General features: G+C 54.4%; 20 protein-coding genes and 7 tRNA genes. 12 read left to right on the forward strand and 15 right to left on the reverse strand.

The features are described from left to right. Position 1: 1 nt before the first annotated feature. The gene (locus tag ACOTZB_RS12325) at positions 2–217 is read left to right on the forward strand and encodes a DUF3820 family protein (protein ID WP_003861328.1); all 216 of its coding nucleotides are present in this window, start codon (positions 2–4) and stop codon (positions 215–217) included. Here ACOTZB_RS12325 and ACOTZB_RS12330 read toward each other — a convergent pair. Further along, a complete protein-coding gene (locus ACOTZB_RS12330) occupies positions 214–1,209 on the reverse strand; it encodes a bile acid:sodium symporter family protein (protein ID WP_047060698.1) in 996 nt (331 codons plus the stop codon). The genes ACOTZB_RS12325 and ACOTZB_RS12330 overlap by 4 nt on opposite strands. A gap of 89 nt (positions 1,210–1,298) precedes the next feature. Between ACOTZB_RS12330 and ACOTZB_RS12335 the strand changes: the two genes are divergently transcribed. Further along, positions 1,299–2,234 (forward strand): LysR family transcriptional regulator, encoded by a 936-nt coding sequence (locus ACOTZB_RS12335; protein ID WP_421627254.1) that lies wholly within the window; start codon positions 1,299–1,301, stop codon positions 2,232–2,234. On the opposite strand, the gene ACOTZB_RS12340 is transcribed toward ACOTZB_RS12335, so the two are convergent. Beyond that, on the reverse strand, positions 2,231–2,572 hold the full coding sequence (locus ACOTZB_RS12340; RefSeq protein WP_421627255.1) for a FlxA-like family protein: 342 nt from the start codon (positions 2,570–2,572) through the stop codon (positions 2,231–2,233). The genes ACOTZB_RS12335 and ACOTZB_RS12340 overlap by 4 nt on opposite strands. A gap of 207 nt (positions 2,573–2,779) precedes the next feature. Between ACOTZB_RS12340 and xapA the strand changes: the two genes are divergently transcribed. The 3 genes from xapA to ACOTZB_RS12355 all read left to right on the forward strand — a co-directional run bounded on the left by xapA (position 2,780) and on the right by ACOTZB_RS12355 (position 5,858). After that, positions 2,780–3,604 (forward strand): xanthosine phosphorylase, encoded by an 825-nt coding sequence (gene xapA / locus ACOTZB_RS12345; RefSeq protein WP_421627256.1) that lies wholly within the window; start codon positions 2,780–2,782, stop codon positions 3,602–3,604. 51 nt (positions 3,605–3,655) lie between these two features. Then, positions 3,656–4,912, forward strand: a complete 1,257-nt coding sequence (locus ACOTZB_RS12350) for a nucleoside permease (protein ID WP_421627257.1) — start codon at positions 3,656–3,658, stop codon at positions 4,910–4,912. Positions 4,913–4,979: 67 nt separating this feature from the next. Further along, positions 4,980–5,858: a LysR family transcriptional regulator gene (locus tag ACOTZB_RS12355; protein ID WP_421627258.1), complete on the forward strand. Its 879-nt coding sequence runs from the start codon at positions 4,980–4,982 to the stop codon at positions 5,856–5,858. Positions 5,859–5,906: 48 nt separating this feature from the next. On the opposite strand, the gene ACOTZB_RS12360 is transcribed toward ACOTZB_RS12355, so the two are convergent. From ACOTZB_RS12360 to ACOTZB_RS12380, 5 genes are all read right to left on the reverse strand, one after another. Beyond that, positions 5,907–5,982 (reverse strand) — tRNA-Lys (locus ACOTZB_RS12360). A 4-nt stretch (positions 5,983–5,986) separates the two neighbouring features. Further along, positions 5,987–6,062: transfer RNA gene (locus ACOTZB_RS12365), tRNA-Val, on the reverse strand. 4 nt (positions 6,063–6,066) lie between these two features. Continuing rightward, a tRNA-Val gene (locus ACOTZB_RS12370) sits at positions 6,067–6,142 on the reverse strand. Between the two features lie 29 nt (positions 6,143–6,171). Further along, positions 6,172–6,247, reverse strand: a tRNA-Val gene (locus ACOTZB_RS12375). Positions 6,248–6,288: 41 nt separating this feature from the next. Beyond that, positions 6,289–6,364, reverse strand: a tRNA-Val gene (locus ACOTZB_RS12380). A 258-nt stretch (positions 6,365–6,622) separates the two neighbouring features. Here ACOTZB_RS12380 and gltX point away from each other — a divergent pair. After that, positions 6,623–8,038 carry a glutamate--tRNA ligase gene (gene gltX, locus ACOTZB_RS12385; protein ID WP_126329894.1) on the forward strand — a complete coding sequence of 472 codons (1,416 nt, stop codon included), beginning with the start codon at positions 6,623–6,625 and terminating at the stop codon, positions 8,036–8,038. A 42-nt stretch (positions 8,039–8,080) separates the two neighbouring features. Here the strand turns inward: gltX and ACOTZB_RS12390 are convergent, their stop codons facing one another. After that, the gene (locus tag ACOTZB_RS12390; RefSeq protein ID WP_126329892.1) at positions 8,081–8,473 is read right to left on the reverse strand and encodes a YfeC-like transcriptional regulator; all 393 of its coding nucleotides are present in this window, start codon (positions 8,471–8,473) and stop codon (positions 8,081–8,083) included. A gap of 1 nt (position 8,474) precedes the next feature. Continuing rightward, on the reverse strand, positions 8,475–8,837 hold the full coding sequence (locus ACOTZB_RS12395; protein ID WP_126329890.1) for a YfeC-like transcriptional regulator: 363 nt from the start codon (positions 8,835–8,837) through the stop codon (positions 8,475–8,477). 217 nt (positions 8,838–9,054) lie between these two features. On the opposite strand from ACOTZB_RS12395, the gene ACOTZB_RS12400 reads away from it, so the two are divergent. From ACOTZB_RS12400 to ACOTZB_RS12410, 3 genes are all read left to right on the forward strand, one after another. Further along, a tRNA-Ala gene (locus ACOTZB_RS12400) sits at positions 9,055–9,130 on the forward strand. A gap of 41 nt (positions 9,131–9,171) precedes the next feature. After that, a tRNA-Ala gene (locus ACOTZB_RS12405) sits at positions 9,172–9,247 on the forward strand. Positions 9,248–9,460: 213 nt separating this feature from the next. Continuing rightward, a complete protein-coding gene (locus tag ACOTZB_RS12410; protein WP_421627259.1) occupies positions 9,461–11,653 on the forward strand; it encodes an EAL domain-containing protein in 2,193 nt (730 codons plus the stop codon). A gap of 45 nt (positions 11,654–11,698) precedes the next feature. On the opposite strand, the gene ACOTZB_RS12415 is transcribed toward ACOTZB_RS12410, so the two are convergent. Next, positions 11,699–12,886 carry a NupC/NupG family nucleoside CNT transporter gene (locus tag ACOTZB_RS12415; protein WP_008501591.1) on the reverse strand — a complete coding sequence of 396 codons (1,188 nt, stop codon included), beginning with the start codon at positions 12,884–12,886 and terminating at the stop codon, positions 11,699–11,701. Between the two features lie 346 nt (positions 12,887–13,232). Here ACOTZB_RS12415 and ACOTZB_RS12420 point away from each other — a divergent pair, with 346 nt between their 5' ends. After that, positions 13,233–14,471 (forward strand): Nramp family divalent metal transporter, encoded by a 1,239-nt coding sequence (locus ACOTZB_RS12420; RefSeq protein ID WP_421627260.1) that lies wholly within the window; start codon positions 13,233–13,235, stop codon positions 14,469–14,471. A 32-nt stretch (positions 14,472–14,503) separates the two neighbouring features. Here the strand turns inward: ACOTZB_RS12420 and ACOTZB_RS12425 are convergent, their stop codons facing one another. Together ACOTZB_RS12425 and mgrA are read right to left on the reverse strand one after the other, a co-directional pair. After that, positions 14,504–14,845 carry a DUF2502 domain-containing protein gene (locus tag ACOTZB_RS12425; RefSeq protein ID WP_047652620.1) on the reverse strand — a complete coding sequence of 114 codons (342 nt, stop codon included), beginning with the start codon at positions 14,843–14,845 and terminating at the stop codon, positions 14,504–14,506. 127 nt (positions 14,846–14,972) lie between these two features. Beyond that, positions 14,973–15,971 (reverse strand): L-glyceraldehyde 3-phosphate reductase, encoded by a 999-nt coding sequence (gene mgrA, locus ACOTZB_RS12430; RefSeq protein WP_421627261.1) that lies wholly within the window; start codon positions 15,969–15,971, stop codon positions 14,973–14,975. Positions 15,972–16,156: 185 nt separating this feature from the next. Between mgrA and ipdC the strand changes: the two genes are divergently transcribed. Then, the gene (gene ipdC / locus ACOTZB_RS12435; protein ID WP_421627262.1) at positions 16,157–17,815 is read left to right on the forward strand and encodes an indolepyruvate decarboxylase; all 1,659 of its coding nucleotides are present in this window, start codon (positions 16,157–16,159) and stop codon (positions 17,813–17,815) included. On the opposite strand, the gene ACOTZB_RS12440 is transcribed toward ipdC, so the two are convergent. Next, positions 17,816–19,051, reverse strand: coding sequence for an ion channel protein (locus ACOTZB_RS12440; protein ID WP_421627263.1), 1,236 nt, complete (start codon positions 19,049–19,051; stop codon positions 17,816–17,818). It abuts the gene before it with no gap. A 205-nt stretch (positions 19,052–19,256) separates the two neighbouring features. Here ACOTZB_RS12440 and glk point away from each other — a divergent pair, with 205 nt between their 5' ends. After that, positions 19,257–20,222 (forward strand): glucokinase, encoded by a 966-nt coding sequence (gene glk / locus ACOTZB_RS12445; RefSeq protein WP_126329882.1) that lies wholly within the window; start codon positions 19,257–19,259, stop codon positions 20,220–20,222. Positions 20,223–20,257: 35 nt separating this feature from the next. On the opposite strand, the gene ACOTZB_RS12450 is transcribed toward glk, so the two are convergent. Continuing rightward, positions 20,258–20,983: a LytR/AlgR family response regulator transcription factor gene (locus ACOTZB_RS12450; RefSeq protein WP_421627264.1), complete on the reverse strand. Its 726-nt coding sequence runs from the start codon at positions 20,981–20,983 to the stop codon at positions 20,258–20,260. A gap of 3 nt (positions 20,984–20,986) precedes the next feature. After that, complete coding sequence (locus ACOTZB_RS12455; protein ID WP_421627265.1) at positions 20,987–22,693, reverse strand: LytS/YhcK type 5TM receptor domain-containing protein; 1,707 nt, start codon at positions 22,691–22,693, stop codon at positions 20,987–20,989. Positions 22,694–22,758 lie beyond the last annotated feature (65 nt).

Below are 22,758 nucleotides of genomic sequence, written 5' to 3' on the forward strand. Positions count from 1 at the left end.
CGTGGAGAAAGAACAGCTCGTTGAGATTGCCAATACGGAGATGCCGTTCGGTAAATACAAGGGCCGCAGGCTGATTGATTTGCCGGAGGAGTATCTGCTGTGGTTTGCCCGCAAGGATGAATTCCCGGCAGGGCGACTGGGCGAGCTGATGGCTATCACGTTACTGATCAAAACCGAGGGGCTGACCCAGCTGGTTCAGCCCCTGAAACGTCCTTAAGCCTTCGCGGCGCGGGTCTCTTCCTGCGCCAGCTTTTCGGTCTGGCGCTTGTAGCGACGCGCCAGCACCGCGCAGACCATCAGCTGGATCTGGTGGAAAATCATCAGCGGCAGCACCATCATCCCAATCACCGAGGTCGGGAACAGAATATTGGCCATCGGGATACCGTTAGCCAGGCTTTTCTTCGAACCGCAGAAGACAATTGTGATTTCATCCGCTTTGCTGAAGCCGCACCTGCGTGCCACAAAGACGTTTACCGCAATCACAATCGCCAACAGGACGAGGCTGACTACCACGATAAACAGCAGCGAGCCTGCGCCTACCTTATGCCAGATCCCGTTCACGACCGCTTCGCTGAAGGCGGAATAGACCACCAGCAGAATCGATGACTGGTCGGTTTTGGAGATCCATTTTTTGTGCTTCGCCACGAATGCCCCTGTCCATGGACGGGATAGATGCCCCAGGACAAACGGGAGCAGCAGCTGCAGGCAGATTTTTCCAACCTGCTCGAGATTGCCTTCCGCGCCGTGCATGTTCATCAGCAGGCCTACCAGCAGCGGGGAAACGAAAATCCCAAGCAGGCTGGATGCCGAGGCCGAGCAGACCGCGGCCGCAACGTTCCCTCCGGCGAGAGAGGTAAAGGCAATGGCGGACTGCACGGTAGCCGGCAGAATACAGAGATACAGGAAACCGGTGTAGAGCGCCGGGTCGACGTTAACCGGCGCCCACCAGGCAAAAAGCACCCCAAGGATCGGGAACAGAATGAACGTGCTGCACATCACCCAGAGGTGCAGCCGCCAGTGGCTACCGCCCGCGATAATGGCTTCGCGGGAGAGCTTTGCGCCGTGCATAAAGAACAGCAGCGCGATGGCGGCCGTCGTCAGCCCTTCAAAAAACGGGACAAAGCCCCCGCGGGCGGGGAAGAACGAGGCCAGTAAAACGGTAACAACAAGGGTGAGCGTAAACGGATCAACAATACGAAATAGTTTCATAATGACTCCTGAAAACAGATGTCGCTATTGTGCTTTTTTCCATTTGAGAAATAAAATTGATTTATTGCATCCATTCATGAATAAAACAGATGAATTACTCCTTACGCCAGCTTCGTATTTTCGTCACCGTCGCTCACGCCCGCAGCTTTAGCCGGGCAGGGGAGACGATCGGCCTGAGCCAGTCGGCGGTCAGCCACAGCGTGAAAGAGCTGGAGAATCAGACCGGGGTGAAGTTGCTTGACCGCACCACGCGTGAAGTGGTGCTGACCGAAGCGGGGCAGCAGCTCGCCCTGCGTCTTGAACGATTGCTGGATGAGCTGAACAGCACGCTCAGAGATGTGGGGAGGCTGGGGCAGCAGCTTTCGGGGACCGTGCGCGTCGCGGCCAGCCAGACGATCTCTGCGCACCTTATCCCGCAGTGTATTGCCGAGGGAAATCATCGCTACCCGGACATTGATTTTGTCCTGCATGATAGGCCGCAGCAGTGGGTGCTGGAGAGCATCCGCCAGGGCGATGTGGATTTTGGTATTGTTATCGATCCCGGCCAGGCGAGCGACCTGGCGTGCGAAAGCGTACTTTCCGAGCCCTTTTTGCTGCTCTGCCGTGACGACGACCCGCTGGCCACGTTGTCGGAAGTCAGCTGGCAGTCCCTGACCGGCGCGAACCTGGTTTTACAGGATTATGCCTCGGGCAGCCGTCCGCTGATTGATTCCGCGCTGGTGAATCAGGGCGTAAAGGCAACGATCGTGCAGGAGATTGGGCACCCGGCAACGCTGTTTCCCATGGTGGAAGCAGGGATTGGCATCAGCGTGTTGCCCGCTCTGGCGCTTCCCCTGCCGCAGGGGAGTCGACTGGCCGTCAGGCGATTAACGCCCGTTGTTGAGCGAAAGCTGATGCTGGTGCGGCGAAAAAATCGTTCACTCTCGGGGGCGGCGCAGGCCATCTGGGAAGTGGTGCGCATCCAGGCACAGCGATTAACCGAGGCCCGCATACGCGACCCACTGTTTAATGCATCAGACGATTAGATGTAGATATCGATCTGATGATCGTCTGACGGGTTATTCACACCTTCGACCTTGCCCAGATTTATATCCTGCTTCTTCTGGGCCTCTTCGGCCTGCTGGCGCTGCAGCGCGGCGAGCTGCGCCTGCAGCACTTTGATCTGGGTCTGAATAAGCTCCTGCTGCTTCTTCTTCTCATCAGCGCTGCCGGTGTTGTTCGCCAGTTCTTTTAGCTGCTGAGTCAGCTTATTGATCTTGTCAATAATACTGCTGATCTGGGAAGCGATGTCGTTGCTGCCAGAAGCACCACTCCCACCGCTGTTGGTTTGAATCATTTGGGTTGAAGCCTGAATGGTCGTCATAGTATTTCCTCGCGTTATAAAACAGAGGTATCGGCACCGATGGGATTAGCTTGAGCAAAACTGCCATATCTGGCAGGGAGTTGCATCGATACACAATCAGTATTGATGGTGCGGTGAAAGTGTATTGGAGGTCACCGGCAGGCTGCGGATATAAGACGTAAGTCATGCGATCCCCGCTATCGCGAACTTAATCCTTAAGGAGCCTCTATGACCCTCTCGAATAACCCATGGTACTGCGCCGACATTATTCGCGCCGCTAAGCCGAACTTCACGCCTCGCGTGGCGTTTATTCTCGGCTCTGGACTGGGCGCGCTCGCCGACCAGATTGATGACGCCGTTTCCCTGAGCTACGAAAAGCTGCCGGGCTTCCCGGTGAGCACCGTGCATGGACATGCCGGCGAGCTGGTGCTCGGGCATCTGGCCGGGGTGCCTGTGGCCTGCATGAAGGGGCGCGGCCATTTCTATGAAGGGCGCGGGATGACCATCATGACCGATGCGATCCGCACCTTTACGCTGCTGGGGTGCGAGCTGCTGTTTAGCACCAATGCGGCGGGCTCGCTGCGCCCGGAGGTTCAGCCAGGAAGCCTGGTTGCCCTGAGCGACCATATCAACACCATGCCGGGCACGCCGATGGCAGGGCTGAACGATGAGCGCTTTGGCGATCGTTTCTTCTCGCTGGCCAATGCTTACGACGCGGATTACCGTGCCGTTCTGCAAACCGTGGCAACGAAAGAAGGCTTCCCGCTGCATGAAGGGGTGTTTGTCTCTTATCCCGGCCCGAATTTCGAGACGGCGGCCGAGATCCGCATGATGCAGATTATCGGCGGGGATGTAGTGGGGATGTCAGTGGTGCCGGAAGTGATTTCCGCGCGCCACTGCGGCCTGAAGGTCGTGGCCGTTTCTGCAATTACCAATCTCGCCGAAGGTCTGGGTGAGGTCAAACTCTCGCATGAGCAAACCCTTGCCGCCGCCGAACTCTCCCGCCAGAACTTTATCAATCTTATCTGCGGTTTTCTTCGCCATATTGCCTGAGTAAAACAATAAAGTGGCCCGCCAGGGCCACACTGCTATAAGGAATGGGTTATGAACATCACGACTCGCTTAAACATGATGTCCTTTATGCAATATTTTATCTGGGGGAGCTGGCTGGTTACCCTCGGCGCTTACATGATCAACACCCTACACTTTACCGGCTCCGACGTGGGCATGGTGTACAGCTCCAAAGGACTTGCCGCGATCGTTATGCCTTCGCTGGTGGGGATTATTGCCGACAAGTGGCTGCGGGCCGACCGTGTCTACGTGATTTGCCACCTCGTCTGCGCCGTCGCGCTCTGCTATGCCGCGCAGGTCAATGAGCCCGGGCTGATGTTCTGGGTCATGCTGGTGAATGCGATGGCGTTCATGCCCACGATTTCGCTGTCGAACACCATTTCCTACTCCTGTCTTGAACAGGCAGGGCTGGATACGGTAAGCCATTTTCCACGAGTACGGGTGTATGGCACCGTGGGCTTTATTGCCGCGATGTGGGCCATAAGCCTGATGGGAGCGGAGCTGAGCAACGTGCAGCTCTATATAGCGGCTGCCGCGTCCCTGCTGCTGGCGCTCTATTCTCTGACGCTACCGGCTATTCCGGTTGCGAAGGCAAAAGCGTCTCCGTCTCTGGCAAGCAAGCTGGGCCTCAATGCGTTTATCCTGTTTAAACAGCCCCGTATGGCGGTGTTCTTTTTATTCGCGATGCTGCTGGGCGCCGTGCTGCAGATAACCAACACGTTTGGCAGCCCCTTCCTGCATGATTTTGCGCGTAATCCGGCGTATGCAGATAGCTTTATCGTCAAATATCCGTCCATCCTGCTCTCCGTTTCGCAAATGTCTGAGGTGTTCTTCATTCTGACCATTCCGTACTTCCTTGGACGATTTGGCATTAAAACCGTCATGCTGATGAGCATGGCGGCCTGGATGCTGCGGTTCGGGCTATTTGCCTTTGGCGACCCGTCCGCGACGGGCTTTGTGCTGCTCATGCTCTCAATGATTGTCTACGGCTGCGCGTTCGACTTCTTCAATATTTCAGGCTCGGTATTTGTTGAACAGGAAGTCAGCGCCGATATCCGCGCCAGCGCGCAAGGGTTGTTTATGACGACCGTTCACGGTGTCGGGGCGTATTTCGGTTCGGTATTGAGCGGTATGGCAGTGGATTATTTCTCGGTGGACGGGGTGAAGGACTGGCAGACGATCTGGCTGGTGTTTGCGGCCTATGCCCTGGCGCTCGCGGTAGTCTTTTACTTCAGCTTTAACGACCACCACACCTGTAAAAACAGCGGGATGCGCACAGTTGCGCACTAAATTTTCCCTCCCGACGCTGAAAGGCTTTAAGGTAGGCGCATAAATGTTATCGCCAGGATATGTTTTGATGGAACGCGTCTATCGGACCGATCTCAAGCTGCTGCGCTATTTTCTGGCCGTGGCGGAGGAACTGCATTTTGGACGGGCTGCGGCCCGTCTCAACATGTCTCAGCCGCCGTTAAGCCTGCATATTAAAGAGCTGGAAAGTCAGCTGGGCACGTTATTGTTTATTCGCCACTCGCGGAGCGTCGCGTTGACGCATGCCGGTAAAGTGCTGATGGAAGAGTCCCGTCGGCTGCTCGCCAGCGCAAACCAGGCTCTGGCTCGCGTCGAGCAAATTGGCCGGGGTGAGACAGGGCGCATTGAGCTGGGGATTGTCGGCACCGCCATGTGGAGTGAAGTGTGCACGGTCATGCGCGCTTTCCTGAAAGAGCATCCGAATGTAGATGTCGTTTTTCGCGAAAAATCGCCGGTAATGCAGATGGCGCTGCTCGAGCGCCGGGAGTTGGATGTCGGGATCTGGCGAATGGCAACGGAACCTACCGCGGGGTTTACCAGCCTGCGGTTGCGTGAGGCGGCTTTTCTGGTGGCGATGCCGGAAGATCACCGGCTGGTCAGAGAGTCTTCCATTGCGCTCGCAGAATTGCAGGACGAGTATTTTGTCACAATGCCGTCTGCCCATTCAGACTGGGCATTTTTACATCGCGTCTGCCAGCAGGCCGGTTTTTCGCCGATGATTGTGCGCGAAGCCGTTGAACCGCAAACGGTGCTGGCGATGATCAGCATGGGGATGGGGATTACGCTCGCCGCAGACAGCTACGCGCAAATGCAGTGGCCGGGCGTGGTGTTCCGCCCGCTGAAAGAGCGTATATCGGCAGATTTATACGTGGTGTATGACGAGAAGCAGGCGACGCCCGCGGTGAAGACGTTGATTGCAACACTGTGATGTAAATCGCAGATAGCAAAAAAGCGCCTTTAGGGCGCTTTTTTACATTGGTGGGTCGTGCAGGATTCGAACCTGCGACCAATTGATTAAAAGTCAACTGCTCTACCAACTGAGCTAACGACCCGAAATGGTGGGCGATGACGGGCTCGAACCGCCGACCCCCTCCGTGTAAAGGAGATGCTCTACCAACTGAGCTAACGACCCGAAATGGTGGGCGATGACGGGCTCGAACCGCCGACCCCCTCCGTGTAAAGGAGATGCTCTACCAACTGAGCTAATCGCCCATTTCGGAACTGCTGCGATAAGGTGAGAATGGTGGGCGATGACGGGCTCGAACCGCCGACCCCCTCCGTGTAAAGGAGATGCTCTACCAACTGAGCTAATCGCCCAATCTCAATTCTTATCTACACTGCGAGTCTACCGAAGTAGATGGTGGGTGATGACGGGCTCGAACCGCCGACCCCCTCCGTGTAAAGGAGATGCTCTACCAACTGAGCTAATCACCCCCGCTGTGTGGAGTCGCATTATAGGGAGAGTTGAAAATGAGTCAACGCATTTTCTAAAGTTTTTATTCGTTCGTCGTAAAATTAAACAAAACGATCGCGAAACGGGCAATGGCGCATGATTTCTAAACAAAAATCGCAAACTCGGTCACGATAAAGGGATCAACATTGAGGAATCCCCCCACAGTGATAGAATATTGCCCATCGTTTTTTCCCCAGGATTTGCCGATTGCCGGCATCTTTATAACGTAAGGCCATTTCATGAAAATCAAAACTCGCTTCGCGCCGAGCCCGACAGGCTATCTGCACGTCGGTGGTGCACGTACCGCTCTCTATTCCTGGCTTTTCGCACGCCACAACAAAGGTGAGTTCGTGCTGCGTATTGAAGACACCGATCTTGAGCGCTCCACGCCAGAAGCAATTGAAGCCATTATGGATGGGATGAACTGGCTGAATCTGGAATGGGATGAAGGTCCTTATTTCCAGACCAAACGCTTTGACCGCTATAACGCTGTCATTGATGAGATGCTGGTCGCGGGCACGGCGTATAAGTGCTACTGCTCTAAAGAGCGTCTGGATGAACTGCGTGAAGCGCAAATGGCTAACGGTGAAAAGCCGCGTTATGACGGCCGCTGCCGACACGACCATAGCGAGCATGCTGCAGATGAGCCTTGCGTGGTGCGTTTTGCTAACCCGCAAGAGGGATCGGTGATCTTTGACGACCAGATCCGTGGCCCAATTGAATTCAGCAACCAGGAGCTGGACGATCTGATCATCCGTCGTACCGACGGTTCCCCAACCTATAACTTCTGCGTCGTGGTTGACGACTGGGATATGGAAATTACCCACGTTGTCCGTGGTGAAGACCATATCAACAATACGCCGCGTCAGATCAACATCCTGAAGGCGCTGAACGCCCCTGTGCCAGTTTATGCGCACGTTTCCATGATCAACGGCGATGACGGGAAAAAACTGTCTAAACGTCACGGTGCGGTAAGCGTTATGCAGTATCGCGACGACGGTTACCTGCCGGAAGCGCTGCTGAACTATCTGGTGCGTCTGGGCTGGGCCCACGGTGACCAGGAGATCTTCAGCCGCGAAGAGATGATCGAACTGTTCTCTCTGAGTTCTGTAAGCAAATCAGCGAGCGCCTTTAATACCGACAAGCTCCTGTGGCTGAACCATCACTACATTAACACCATGCAGCCAGAATATGTGGCGACGTATCTGCAGTGGCATATTGAGCAGGCAAATATTGATACCCGCACTGGCCCTGAGCTGGCGGACCTGGTGAAACTCCTCGGCGAGCGCTGCAAAACGCTGAAAGAGATTGCCGAAAGCTGCCGCTACTTCTATGAAGAGTTTGAAGAGTTCGACGCGGACGCCGCGAAGAAACACCTCCGTCCGGTTGCGCGTCAGCCGCTGGAAGTGGTGCGCGACAAGCTGGCGGCCCTTACCGAGTGGACCGCTGAGAATGTGCATCAAGCGATTCAGGCGACGGCAGACGAGCTGGAAGTCGGTATGGGTAAAGTCGGCATGCCACTGCGCGTTGCGGTGACCGGGGCGGGGCAGTCTCCGGCGCTGGATGTGACGGTTCACGCGATCGGCAAGTCACGCAGCGTGGCGCGCATTAACAAGGCGCTGGACTTTATCGCTGAACGTGAAAATCAGCAGTAATTAGGCCCCAGATAAAAAACGGCAGGTTATCCTGCCGTTTTTTTATGCCTCTTTTTCCGCGATGCCGAGCCGCGTAAGAAAACCGTCAATGCCTTCTCGTTTCAATAACGCGTCCAGACGCTTCTGCTCTGACGCAGTCATACTCTCCAGCGTCTCAATAATGCCCGGAGACAGGTTTGAAGAGGGTTCACTGTATGACGCGGTGACTTCAGCGAGATGGTAAACCGCCTGACGGTTACGGATCGCCGGGAGGCTCATAATATGTTCCTTCACGCGCGCATCGACATGAATGAGCCGCGCGCGACCGCCTTTCACGCCGTTGAGCCCTTCAGTTTTCCACCCCTGCTGGCGTATCCAGCGATTAACCGTTTGTCTGGCAACGCCCAAACTCTCCGCCAGCTCTTCCGTGGTCATTTTGCTGCGTAATCTTTTCATATCAGTCCCGATCGCGTATCCCTAAACGTTGCAACAAGCCGGTGATCCCTTCCCGTAATAACAGCGATGTCATCTGCTTCTGCTCTTCTGGCGTCATTTCATTGGCCAGCGTCAGGAGCAGCGTGTGAAGCGAACGGTCATGACCGACTCCTTCAGGCAGTTCGGACGTTTCACTTGCCCGACGTGCGCTGCGGATAAAGTCACGGACTTTTTCGTTGACATGTACCAGGCGAGCTTTCCCGCCCTGGACGCCTGGTTTTGGTGATGTAATCCAACCCTCTTTGCGTACCCATTTATTGATGGTCTGGCGGCTATAGCCAGTGAGGAGGGCTAACTCTTCTGGCGTCATTCGTTCCTTGATCATGCAATTTCCTGAATATCAGTGGGGTTAATTAACGGCTCATTTTATAGCACCGTTTTACGTGAAAACGTGACAGGCTTAACTCCTGACTGCGAGCAGGCTCGCAAAGTGATTCATTTGCATGAATTTTCGGCGATTGAATGGCTGGGATTGATTTTGCCGTTGACACTCCGCGGCGGAATTCATATTATGCCGCCCGTCAACATGACAGCTTTACGATGGGGCTATAGCTCAGCTGGGAGAGCGCTTGCATGGCATGCAAGAGGTCAGCGGTTCGATCCCGCTTAGCTCCACCAAACTCTGAACCCAACAGAGTGCGGTCAGTAAAGTCACATGTGGGGCTATAGCTCAGCTGGGAGAGCGCTTGCATGGCATGCAAGAGGTCAGCGGTTCGATCCCGCTTAGCTCCACCAAAATTGTAAACCCTCGTCGAAAGACGAGGGTTTTTTTTATGTGTTTGTAACACACTCTCCTGCATTTTGTTATCAAAAAGAAGGTATTCCCGTACCTCACCTCAATCGGCATCAATTAACCAGTCTAAAAATAGACTTGAACTTGATTCGCGCAATTAATAAACCTATTATCCATCCGGTCAATAATTCTCTCGGAAAATAACGCCCCGGTTAATGAATAGAAAAGCTTACAATAATGTAAAGATATTTATGATTGCTCTGGCTTTATGCCTGATTGCGGTACCTGTCTCCCGTTATCTCTCTCCCCGCGCAATTGTTAATGGTCACGACGTTTATTTAGCATGGTTACCTTTAAGCGTGATGCTGGCGGTAATCCTGCTATTTGGGCGCAGGGCTATTCTTCCCATTTTGTTAGGTTTTACTGTCACTAATTTATTCTATGTAAATTTAGCACCGCTACAATATTTAGTATTACTGTTCTGTCAGACCCTTGCGTTGTTCGCGGCGTGCGGCCTTCTGCGTATCATGCTGGGTAAGCGTTGGCGTTACTGCATCCCTAACAAGCACATCGGATTACGGATATTCTGGCTCGGTTTTATGGTGCCAATAGGGATTAAGCTGTCAATGTATTTGGCAGGCTATTTGTTTGATTTTCCGGTGACAATTTCGACATTTTTCGGCGAAGGAACGGTAATTTATAACGTTGTGGATATACAAAGCCTGATATGTGCGGCATTGATTTTTACCATGATGTTCTATTACCCGTTAAGAATGATAATTAATCCTCGTTATGCAATGAGTTTCTGGCGACGAAGCGTGAAGCCCGTGTTTTTTCACAAGAATTCATTATATATTTTTGCCTGGCTGGTGCTTTTAAGTTTCATTCTCATCATTTTATGTGGTCCTTTTGAATCTCCCGTCATTGCGGGCTATTTGATGCCGCTGATTTTTATTCTTTTTACCTTAGCGATAAGCCGACTGACCTATGCGTTGATTTCTCTGCTCTGGGCTGTATCTGCGCTCCTGCTGTTGACCTACAACTACAACTTCCTTAACGGGGTGGAATCGGGCCATTCGCTCTCTTTTATTCTGTCCGTGCTTATCTCGTTCGCGATCTGCCTGCTCTATATGTCGCGTATTTACCAGCGCAGCGAGTGGCTTAAGCGGGGCTGGCAGGGGAGGGCGCTCACCGATCCGCTGACCGGATTGCCCAATATTCGTGCGCTGGAGGATTATCTTGAGATTCACCCGGATGCAAAAGTGAGCATTCTGCGTATGGATAACCTGGAATTTTTGAGTCGCCACTATGGGATCCTGATGCGGGTCCACTGCAAACGCACGATCGCCACGTCGCTGCAGCCTCTCCTGCAAAAAGATGAGACGCTCTTCCAGCTCCCTGGAAGCGAGCTTGTGCTGGTATTACTGGGCCCGGGAACCGCTGAGCGCCTTCAGCATATGGTTGATCGGCTGAACAGCCGTAAGATTTTCTGGAACAACACCGGGCTGGATATTGAATTTGGCGCGTCCTGGGGAATGGTGGAAAACGGCGAAAAGTTGCACCACACGCTGGGGCAACTGAGCTGGCTGGCCGAGCAATCCTGCGGAACAACAAACAACGTGCTTGCGCTCACGAATAGCCTCGAGGCGGCATCAGGGCAAACGACAGAGCGAGTCCTGATGCTTGCGCGGATTAAGCATGCCCTGGAGGCGGGCCAGTTCCATTTGTACGCGCAACCGATCCAGAAGGCGGACGGGAGCGGCTACTACGAAATTCTGGCGCGTATGGAGAGCGAGGGCGAGATCTTCACTCCTGACCGCTTTATTCCGTTGATTGCCCAGTTCAACCTCAGCCACCGGTTTGATATGTGCGTCATGGAGAAATTACTGCTGTGGCTGCGCGATCACCCTTCAACGCAGGCTGGCGCCCGTTTCTCCGTCAATCTGATGCCGCTCACGCTGATGCAAAAAGAGGTGGCGACCGAGATTTGCGCGCTCTTTGAACGCTACGGCGTTGCGCCTCAGTCCGTCGTGATTGAGATTACCGAAGAGCAGGCCTTCTCAAATTCAGGGTGCAGCATCCACAATATTCAGCAGCTGCGGGATTACGGTTTCCGGATTGCCATAGATGATTTTGGTACCGGCTACGCCAACTACGAGCGCCTCAGACGCCTGCAGGCGGACATCATTAAAATTGACGGCTGCTTTATTAAAGACATTTGTACTGATGATATGGATGCGATGATCGTGCAGTCGATGTGTAATCTGGCGAAGACGAAATCGCTGTGCGTCGTAGCGGAATACGTCGAAACACCGGCGCAGCGGGAGATGCTGCTTCGTTTCGGCGTGGATTATCTGCAGGGCTACCTGATAGGCAAACCCAAGCCGCTGGAAGAATTGCGGGCATAAAAAAACCGGGAGCCAGGCTCCCGGTTTTTTGTTTAACGCTAAAGGTTAGAGCACCAGTGCCGCGATAGAAGCAGACAGGACGCTCACCAGCGTAGAGCCGTAAACCAGCTTCAGGCCAAAGCGAGAAACCACGTTGCCTTGTTCTTCGTTCAGACCTTTAATCGCGCCCGCGATAATCCCGATGGACGAGAAGTTCGCGAAGGAGACCAGGAACACTGACAGAATGCCTTCCGCGCGTGGAGAAAGCGTGCTGGCAATTTTCTGCAGATCCATCATCGCAACGAATTCGTTGGAAACCAGTTTGGTTGCCATGATACTACCCACCTGCAACGCTTCGTGAGCTGGCACACCCATCACCCATGCAACCGGGTAGAAGATGTAACCCAGAATACCCTGGAAGGAGATACCCAGCACCGCTGCGAACAGGGCGTTCAGCGCAGAAATCAGCGCAATGAAGCCGATCAGCATGGCGGCAACGATAATCGCCACTTTGAAACCGGCCAGAATGTACTCACCCAGCATTTCGAAGAAGCTCTGGCCTTCGTGCAGGTTAGACATCTGGATGTTCTCTTCGCTGGCATCAACGCGGTACGGGTTGATCAGCGACAGAACGATAAAGGTGCTGAACATGTTCAGAACCAGCGCCGCAACAACATACTTTGGCTCCAGCATGGTCATATACGCGCCCACGATAGACATGGAAACGGTAGACATTGCGGTTGCCGCCATGGTGTACATGCGGTTGCGGGACATTTTGCCGAGAATATCTTTATACGCGATGAAGTTCTCAGACTGACCGAGGATCAGGGAGCTGACTGCGTTGAAGGATTCCAGCTTGCCCATGCCGTTCACTTTGGACAACAGGAAACCAATTCCGCGAATAACGAACGGCAGAACGCGGATGTGCTGCAGAATACCGATCAGCGCGGAGATGAAGACGATAGGGCAGAGAACCTTCAGGAAGAAGAACGCCAGGCCTTCGTCGTTCATTTTACCGAAGACAAAGTTGGTCCCTTCATTGGCGAATCCGAGCAGTTTTTCAAACATTTCGGAGAAGCCTTTCACGAAGCCGAGGCCTACGTTGGAGTTCAGGAAGAACCACGCAAGTAAAACTTCAATGACCAGCAGTTGGACAACATAACGGATACGAATTTTTTTGCGGTCTGTGCTGACCAGCAATGCAAGTGCAGTAACGACAACAAGTGCCAGGACAAAATGAAGGACGCGGTCCATATTTGCTCCAAATATGAGGCAGGTTTAATTTTCGTGCACATTCTATGTAACAAGCGAAAAGAAAACGAGATCGAGGACACACTATAGTTACATCCTGTGACGAGTCTCAAAAATAGTGATCCACAATACATTTTTGTTATGTTAGGTAAATGAGTGAAAAGTTAAGTTTGTGTGCTAGTCTTCATAAAAGCGCGCGCAATTCAGTTTCTGTTTGAACGCCCACTTACCCGCCCGTCTATCGTTCAAAGCTATCAGAGAAATCACTGTAAACATCATAAACGATCTTGATAATCATTCTCATTTTGATAGCATTAAACATAGCAAAGGCTATATTTCAGAGGCAGAAATGACAAACAGTCGCGTAGAGGGTAGCAGTGGCAGAGCCGCGCGCAAGTTGCGGTTCGCATTAATGGGACCTGCGTTCATCGCTGCCATTGGCTATATCGATCCAGGTAACTTTGCGACCAATATTCAGGCCGGGGCTAGCTTCGGCTATAAGCTGCTGTGGGTGGTCGTCTGGGCTAACCTGATGGCGATGCTGATTCAGATGCTCTCTGCAAAGCTGGGGATTGCCACGGGTAAAAACCTGGCAGAGCAAATTCGCGACCATTACCCGCGTCCGGCCGTCTGGCTCTACTGGGTTCAGGCGGAAATCATCGCCATGGCCACAGACCTCGCTGAATTTATCGGCGCAGCGATCGGCTTTAAACTGATTCTGGGCGTATCGCTGTTGCAGGGGGCTGTGCTGACCGGGATTGCCACTTTCCTGATCCTGATGCTGCAGCGTCGTGGTCAAAAACCGCTGGAGAAGGTCATCGGCGGTCTGCTGCTGTTTGTCGCGGCGGCCTATATTGTCGAGCTGATTTTCTCACAGCCGAACCTGGCGCAGCTCGCTAAAGGAATGGCAATCCCAAGCCTGCCAACCTCGGAAGCAGTGTTCCTGGCCGCTGGGGTACTGGGGGCGACCATCATGCCGCATGTGATTTACCTTCACTCCTCGCTGACCCAGCATCTCCATGGTGGAACGCGCAAAGAGCGTTACTCCGCTACCAAATGGGACGTGGCGATCGCCATGACCATCGCGGGGTTTGTCAATCTGGCGATGATGGCTACCGCTGCCGCCGCTTTCCACTTTAACGGCCACACCGGTATTGCCGATCTCGACCAGGCCTATCTCACGCTTGAGCCCTTACTGAGCCATGCTGCCGCCACGATATTTGGTCTCAGCCTGGTGGCTGCCGGTCTTTCTTCTACGGTGGTGGGCACGCTGGCAGGCCAGGTGGTGATGCAGGGCTTTGTCCGCTTCCATATTCCGCTGTGGGTTCGTCGCTCCGTCACCATGCTACCGTCATTTATCGTGATTCTGATGGGGCTCGATCCTACGCAAATTCTGGTCATGAGCCAGGTGCTGCTGAGCTTTGGTATCGCGCTGGCGCTGGTGCCGCTGCTGATCTTTACCAGCAACAAAAACCTGATGGGCGAACTGGTTAACTCAACGCTGGTGAAACGGACCGGGTGGGCCATCGTGGTGGTGGTCGTTGCGCTGAACCTGTGGTTGTTGGTGGGAACCGCACTGGGTCTTTAACAAAAAAAGGAGCCTCCATGGCTCCTTTTTTATTAGTGGTGATGGCCGTGACCATGACCTTTCCCGCGACCCCAGCCGCCGCGGCGGTCGTCACGGTCGTTCCAGCCTTCACGGTAACCGCGCTCGTATGCGTTGTCTTTATACCAGCCGCGGTGTCTGCCGTTGTCATGTTTCCACCAGCGGTCTCCGCGCCACTCATAGTGACGGTTCCAGTAGTCACGGTCGCGCCAGTAGCCACCGTCCCAGTATCTGCCGTAGTCGTCACGATCGCCAATTTGTAATTTTACTGATGGCAACAGGGTGATTTCGCCCGCATTGGCGACCAGCGGGGCTGAAGCCAGTAATACCGCTGCAAGAATCAGTGACCTGAACATACTCTTTCTCCTTCACGATCGGGGCCCTTGTGGGGCCTGTTAACGCAATATTACGAGTTGGTAAAGCCTCGTTTCATCGCCTCAACTCCGAATTCCTGGGTGGGAGCACTTTTTGCTAAAAGTGATTCTATTTTGAGCTGCTCAGGATCGTGTCAATACGGACAAGTTCTTCTGCAGAGAAAAGGCGGTTTTCCAGCATCCCCACGGCATCATCAATCTGGGCCGTTTTACTTGCCCCAATCAGCACTGACGTCACATTCTCATGGCGTAATACCCAGGCCAGCGCCATCTGGGATAGCTTCTGACCGCGCTCTTCAGCTATGGCGTTCAGCTTTCTTACCTTCTCCAGCTTCTCTTCGGTGATCTGGTCAGGGTTCAGGAACTGACTGCCGCTTGCCGCGCGTGAGTCTGCCGGAATGCCGTTCAGATAGCGGTTGGTCAGTTGTCCACCGGCCAGCGGCGAGAAGGGAATGCAGCCCACCCCTTTTTCCTGTAGCACGTTCAGCAGCCCCTCTTCCGGCGCACGCTCAAACATAGAGTATTTCGGCTGGTGGATCAGGCAGGGGGTACCGAGATCGTCAAGGATATCAATTGCCTTGCGGGCCAGTTCCGCAGGATAGTTGGATAACCCGACATAGAGGGCTTTTCCCTGGCGCACCGCATGGTCAAGCGCTTTCATGGTTTCCAGCAGCGGCGTTTGTGGGTCAGGACGGTGGTGATAGAAGATATCCACATACTCCAGCCCCATGCGCTTCAGGCTTTGATCGAGGCTTGCCAGCAGATATTTGCGTGACCCCCAGTCGCCGTAAGGGCCTTCCCACATGGTATAACCTGCTTTGGTAGAGACGATCAGCTCGTCGCGCCAGGGCAGTAAATCCTCCTGCAAAATACGGCCGAAATTACGTTCGGCCGATCCCGGTGGCGGGCCATAGTTGTTGGCAAGGTCGAAATGCGTAATGCCCAGATCGAACGCGCGCTGTAAAAGTTGACGGCTGTTTTCGATAAGCGTGGTGTCGCCAAAGTTATGCCACAGCCCAAGCGAGATGGCGGGCAACCTGAGCCCGCTTTGCCCGCAGCGGCGATACTCCATTGTCTGATAACGATTTTTGTTCGGCTGATAACCCATTCTCATGACCTCTGGCGCTGAAGAAAAAAATCAGTGTATGCGTTTACATTAACGTGAAAAAAAGCAGCATAGCGCAGCCTTTTTTGTAAAGCATTCTTTCCATGCTCTTCTTATCGCCAATTCTGGACAGTCATCACGCTTATTTAATACTCAAGGTGAGGTCAACATTAGAAGGATACCTGTTCATGCGTACCCCATACTGCGTCGCCGATTACCTGCTGGACCGTCTTACAGATTGTGGAGCCGATCATCTGTTTGGCGTGCCGGGCGACTATAACCTGCAGTTTCTCGACCATGTGATAGACAGCCCGGATATCTGTTGGGTGGGCTGTGCCAACGAGTTAAACGCCTCTTATGCCGCGGACGGATATGCCCGATGTAAGGGCTTTGCCGCGCTGCTGACGACATTTGGTGTAGGAGAGTTAAGCGCCATGAACGGCATTGCGGGCAGCTACGCCGAGCACGTTCCGGTACTGCATATTGTCGGCGCGCCGGGTACGGCGTCGCAGCAAAGAGGAGAGTTGCTGCACCATACGCTGGGCGACGGTGAGTTTCGTCATTTTTATCATATGAGCGAGCCGATCACCGCAGCACAGGCGATTCTGACTGAACAAAACGCCTGTTACGAGATTGACCGGGTATTAACTACCATGCTTCGGGAACGTCGCCCCGGCTATCTGATGCTGCCTGCGGATGTGGCAAAAAAAGCCGCCACGCCTCCTGTAAACGCTCTCACTCTCCGGCATGCGCATGCGGATAGCGCCTGCCTGAAAGCGTTCCGGGATGCCGCTGAGAACAGGCTGACCATGAGCAAGCGTACTGCGCTCCTGGCCGATTTTCTGGTCCTGCGCCACGGCCTGAAGCATGCCCTACAGAAATGGGTCAAGGACGTACCGATGGCACACGCCACTATGCTGATGGGTAAAGGCATATTTGACGAGCGTCACGCCGGTTTTTACGGCACATACAGCGGTTCGGCGAGCGCCGGTGCGGTAAAAGAGGCGATTGAAGGGGCAGACACGGTGCTGTGCATCGGGACGCGATTTACCGATACCCTGACCGCCGGCTTCACGCATCAGCTAACCCCGTCACAAACAATTGAAGTTCAGCCTCATGCCTCACGCGTCGGTGACGTCTGGTTTACCGGCATCCCCATGCTTCAGGCAATCGAAACGCTGGTAGAGCTCTGTAAACAGCACGTGCACGATATGCCGGTACCGTCGTCTCAAAGCACGATGGGATATCCGCAGCCGGATGGCTCGCTGACGCAGGAGAATTTCTGGAAAACGTTGCAGACGTTTATCCGCCCGGGAGACATCATCCTTGCTGATCAAGGCACTTCGGCCTTCGGCGCGATCGACCTTCGTCTGCCGGCTGACGTGAATTTTATCGTCCAGCCGCTGTGGGGATCGATTGGCTATACGCTGGCGGCGGCGTTTGGCGCGCAAACCGCCTGCCCAAACCGGCGCGTGATTGTGCTGACGGGGGATGGCGCGGCGCAGCTCACCATACAGGAGCTTGGCTCGATGCTGCGGGATAAACAACACCCCATCATTCTGGTCCTTAACAACGAAGGGTACACGGTGGAAAGAGCGATCCACGGGCCGGAACAGCGATATAACGATATTGCGCTATGGAACTGGACGCAAATCCCGCAGGCCCTGAGCCTCGATCCTCAGGCCCAGTGCTGGCGGGTCAGTGAAGCGGAGCAACTGGCGGACGTCCTTGAAAAAGTGGCGCACCACGAGCGGCTCTCGTTGATTGAGGTGATGCTGCCGAAAGCGGATATCCCGCCGCTGCTGGGAGCGATCACCAAAGCGCTGGAAGCGCGCAATAGCGCCTGATTACTTGTCGTTTCGCCAGGCCATCATCATCGGTTTGCCCGCCAGCAGGAGCCAGGCGGGCAACATCACGATACAGAGCAGGGGGAAAAGCGTTGAATCCGGCACCACCACCGCAGCCATAAACAGGCTGAGCCACGCGTCGCGCGTAACCACCAGAACCAGTCCCAGAATAGAGCAGGAGACGGTAATCGCCGCCGGGACCGCATCGACATGCTCGTGCAGCATCAGCCCCAGCGCGACGCCGACAAAGACCACCGGGAAAATGCGTCCACCGCGGAAACCGCAGGCTGCAGCCACCACCAGCGCGGCCAGCTTGATCGCGGCAAACAGCAGATAGTCGGACACGCTAAACACCTGGCTGAAGGCCAACTGCTGCATCTCGTCCAGACCTTTGAACAATGTCACCGTTCCGCCGATTGCCCCTAAGATACCGAGGATCAAACCACCAGCCCCCAGAACTAACACCGGGTGTTTGAGTTTATGCATCAGCCGGTGCAGGCGAGGAAGACACCATACCGCCACCATTCCCAGCGCGATGGCGATCGCGACGACGATTGCGCCGCTGAAAATATCGGCTATCTGCATTTGGCCGTAGTGGGGGAAGGAGAGTGAAAAATGGGGATGGAAAAACAGGCTGGTCGTCAACGCCCCGGCGGCTGCGGCCATCAGCGGGGCAAACAGCTTATCCCACAGCGGGACGTCGTTATTGCTGCTGAGCGTCTGAGAAAAGATCAGTGCGGCAGCGACGGGCGTGCCGAAAAGCGCACCGATGGTGCCTGCGGAGGCGAGGATGGTCCAGTCCAGCGCGCCGACGCGGGGCAAAATCCGTGAGCCGAGGAAAACCGCCAGGCCAATATTCACCGCCATAATCGGATGCTCCGGCCCCAGGCTGACGCCGCCGGCCAGACCGATAATCAACGCAATGAGCAGCCCGGGCAGTGCCGAAGGGGGAACAGGGGCGCCAATCAGCGGTTCCTGCGCCGGGTCTGGCCCTGCATGGCCGGGACTGAAACGGATCACCAGGCCTACCGCAATACCGGTCAACGTCAGCATCACAATGATCCAGGCAGGAGAATCAGTGCTGACGCCCAGTTTTGTCGGAAGCGCTGTCCATAACATGGCTTGCAGCACCGACGCGACTTTCATCACGACAATGAGCACCAGACTTGAGGCCACGCCAATAATTAGCGCCGGAATTGCCAGCAACAGCATGGTTCTGGCTCGCGGGTGGAGCATGATGATTTCCTTGTACAAAACGGTATTACGTTACTTTGCACATTAAGCTTTATGGCAATAGTGCAAAAGGTGCTGAAACGGTAAAGTTATTCTGTGACGAAGATCGATAATCCATGGGCATTCACCTTATGGCCGTTGTTGTTATCACGCCTTGAATTTACAGTGTCCCAAAGATTTATTTTGACTTTAGCGGAGCAGTAGAAGAATGACAAAGTATGCTTTGGTAGGTGATGTGGGCGGCACGAACGCGCGCCTCGCATTGTGCGATGTTAATAGCGGTGAGATTTCCCGGGCGAAAACCTACTCAGGACTGGATTATCCAAGCCTTGAGGCCGTTGTTCGCGTCTATCTGGAAGAGCATCAGGTGAGCGTTGAAGACGGCTGCATCGCGATAGCCTGCCCGATAACCGGCGACTGGGTCGCCATGACCAACCATACCTGGGCATTCTCTATCGCCGAGATGAAAAAAAACCTCGGCTTTGCGCATCTTGAAATCATCAATGACTTCACCGCGGTGTCCATGGCGATCCCGATGCTGAAGCCTGAGCATCTGATCCAGTTTGGCGGCGCTGAACCTGTCGAAGGCAAGCCGATTGCGGTCTACGGGGCCGGTACCGGTCTGGGCGTGTCGCATCTGGTGCATGTTGCTCAGCGCTGGGTGAGCCTGCCGGGTGAAGGGGGTCACGTGGACTTTGCACCAAACAGCGAAGAAGAGGGCATTATCCTCGAAGAGTTACGCGCGGAGATCGGCCACGTCTCCGCCGAGCGCGTGCTGTCAGGGCCGGGGCTGGTGAATCTGTATCGGGCGATTGTGAAGTCAGACGGTCGTCTGCCGGAAAACCTGCAGCCGAAAGACGTCACCGAACGCGCGCTGGCGGACAGCTGCATTGACTGCCGTCGTGCCCTGTCGCTGTTCTGCGTGATTATGGGACGCTTTGGCGGCAACCTGGCGCTGACGCTGGGCACCTTCGGGGGCGTTTATATCGCGGGCGGAATTGTGCCGCGCTTCCTGGAGTTCTTTAAAGCCTCCGGCTTCCGCGGCGGGTTTGAAGATAAAGGGCGTTTCAGAAGCTACGTGCAGGACATTCCGGTTTATCTGATCGTGCATGATAACCCAGGCCTGCTGGGCTCGGGTGCTCACCTGCGTCAGGTTCTCGGTCAAATCCTCTGACGCAAAGCCCTCTCCAGCAGGAGAGGGCTTTTTCTTTACAGATGCATGAGCTGGCGGAACTCTTTCACCTTGCTGCGGCTTACCGGCACCTGAAAATCCAGATCTTTCAGACGTAAAATGTAGGTGTTGTTAAACCACGGTTCGATCTCGCGGATCTTGTTTAAATTCACGCAAAACGACCGGTGGCAGCGGAAAAAGTGGGCAGCCGGGAGCTTGCTGCAGAATTCGGTAATGTTCATCGCCATCACGTACGATTCCCGCCGGGTATAGACAAACGTCATCTTTTCATGGGCTTCGGCGTAATAGATATCGTTGACCGGGGTCACGATGATGCGCTCGTCTTTGACCAGATTAATGGTGTCGTTTTCCCGTACCGTCGGGCTGGCGGGAGCGATTTGCTGCTGCCAGGCGGCCTCCAGCTTTTGCAGCATGCTGACAATCCGCGACTCCTGATAAGGCTTAAGAATATAATCAAACGCCTCCAGCTCGAAGGCCTCTACGGCGTGCTCCTTCCAGGCGGTAACGAAAACGATAAACGGCTTATGGGCAAACTGATTGATGTTTTGCGCCAGCAATACGCCATCCAGCGACGGAATGTTGATATCCAGGAAAATGGCGTCGACCCGGTTATGCTGCAAAAATTTCAGCACGTCCAGACCATCATCAAACGTGCCCACAATCTCCATCTGGCTGTGGGTTTTAATAAGCCAGGTGAGCTCCTGCTGAGCCAGGAATTCATCTTCTACGATGATAACTTTCATGGGTCACTCCACCTGGGGCAATAGTGATGTCGTTGTATGCGCGCGCGAGCGCTCATTCGGGACGTAAAAAGCAATTTCTGTGCCCGGCTCAAGACGTTGAATATGCAGCCCGTCGCCATAAAGCAGCTTGACCCGGTGGTGCACGTTTAGCAGGCCTATTTTATTCCCCGGCATCTCGTTAGACTCCACGCGCTCAATGACTTTTGGGTCAATCCCGTGGCCGGTATCGCGCACGGCAATCCGCACCCGGTTGCCGCTTTCGGTAACGCTGATGGTGACGACGCCTTTGCCTTTACAGGGCTGAATACCGTGAACAATCGCGTTTTCGACCAGCGGCTGGATAAGCAGGCTCGGGATCACACAGTTGACCTCTTCATCAATATCGTAAATGACCGTGAGCTTGTCGCCAAAGCGGGCCTGCTCAATCGCGATGTAGTCCTTGATCTGATAAAGCTCTTTTTTGATGTCGATGTGCTCGTCATCTTTCAGTTCGATGTTGTAGCGCAGATAGCGCGACAGGTTAAAAATCAGCTGGCGCGCGGTGTCCGGATTAAGGCGGATGGACGAGGAGATAGCGTTCAGCGCGTTAAACAGGAAATGGGGATTAATTTTACTCTGCAGCGCGCGCAGCTCTGCCTTATTTGCCATCTCGCGCAGCTGTTCTGCACGGGAGACTTCCAACTGGGTGGAGATAATCTGCGACAGTCCGATGGCCATCTCCTGCAGCGTTGAGGTGATCTGATGCGCGTGGCAGTAATAAATTTTCAGCGTGCCCGTCACGACGCCTTTCTCCCACAGCGGGATCACCAGCATCGAGTGGATTTCCGGCGTTCGGTGGGCTTCATCATTGTTTTTAATAATGATTTTACCGTAGTTGATCGCCTGTCTGGTGGTCGGGCTAATAGTGTCATCATTGTCGCGATAGTTGTGCTCCCCGACGCCAACGTAGGCCAGCACGTGGTCAATATTGGTGATGGCGACAGCGTCAGCGTGGATGTCGTGGCGGATAATTTCGCAGACCTGACGCAACGATTCCGCGTTAACGTGGCGGAAGAGCGGCAGCGTTTTGTTGGCGATATCCAGCGCCAGCTTGGCCTGACGGGCGGCACTGGCCTCTTTTTCCCCTTCAACGCTTTGCACTAGCAGCACGATAAAACCGATGCATACGCTGCCCAGGATCATCGGAATACCGATTTTCGAGACGATATCCAGCCCCAGCTCGGTGGTGGGGGCCCAGACGACGACCAGGATCATGGTCAGCGTTTCGCACACCATGCCTGCGACGATCCCGGCGCGCCAGCGCTGTTTTTTCGGGATTTTGCGGCTGATCCAGCCGGAAAGCACCCCGGCGATAATGCTGGTAATAAAGCACGGCACCGCCGTTACGCCGCCGATATCAATCAGGTAGCGGTGCGTCCCGGCAATCAGGCCGGTGATAACGCCGACCCAAGGACCAAACAAAATGCCGCCGGACATGACGGCGATAATGCGCACGTTTACCAGCGAACCCTCTACCGGCACGCCGGACCAGGTGCTGAACAGGGCGAACAGCGAAAAGATGGCGGTAACGGCCAGCAGCTCTTTTGGCGAGTGGGCTGATTTGTGCAACAGCTCGCGAAACAGGCGAATGCGAATCAGGAAGAACAGGCAAATCAGCATTAATGCCGCACGGTCAAAAACCGCCAGCAGCATATTGAATATTTCGTGCACGAGTAGACCTGGGAAAACGGGAAAGAACCATGATAAAAAACCTGACGCGTATTGACCAGCTATCC

Source organism: Enterobacter cloacae complex sp. SHL020 (assembly GCF_049236945.1).
Lineage (GTDB): Bacteria > Pseudomonadota > Gammaproteobacteria > Enterobacterales > Enterobacteriaceae > Enterobacter > Enterobacter dykesii.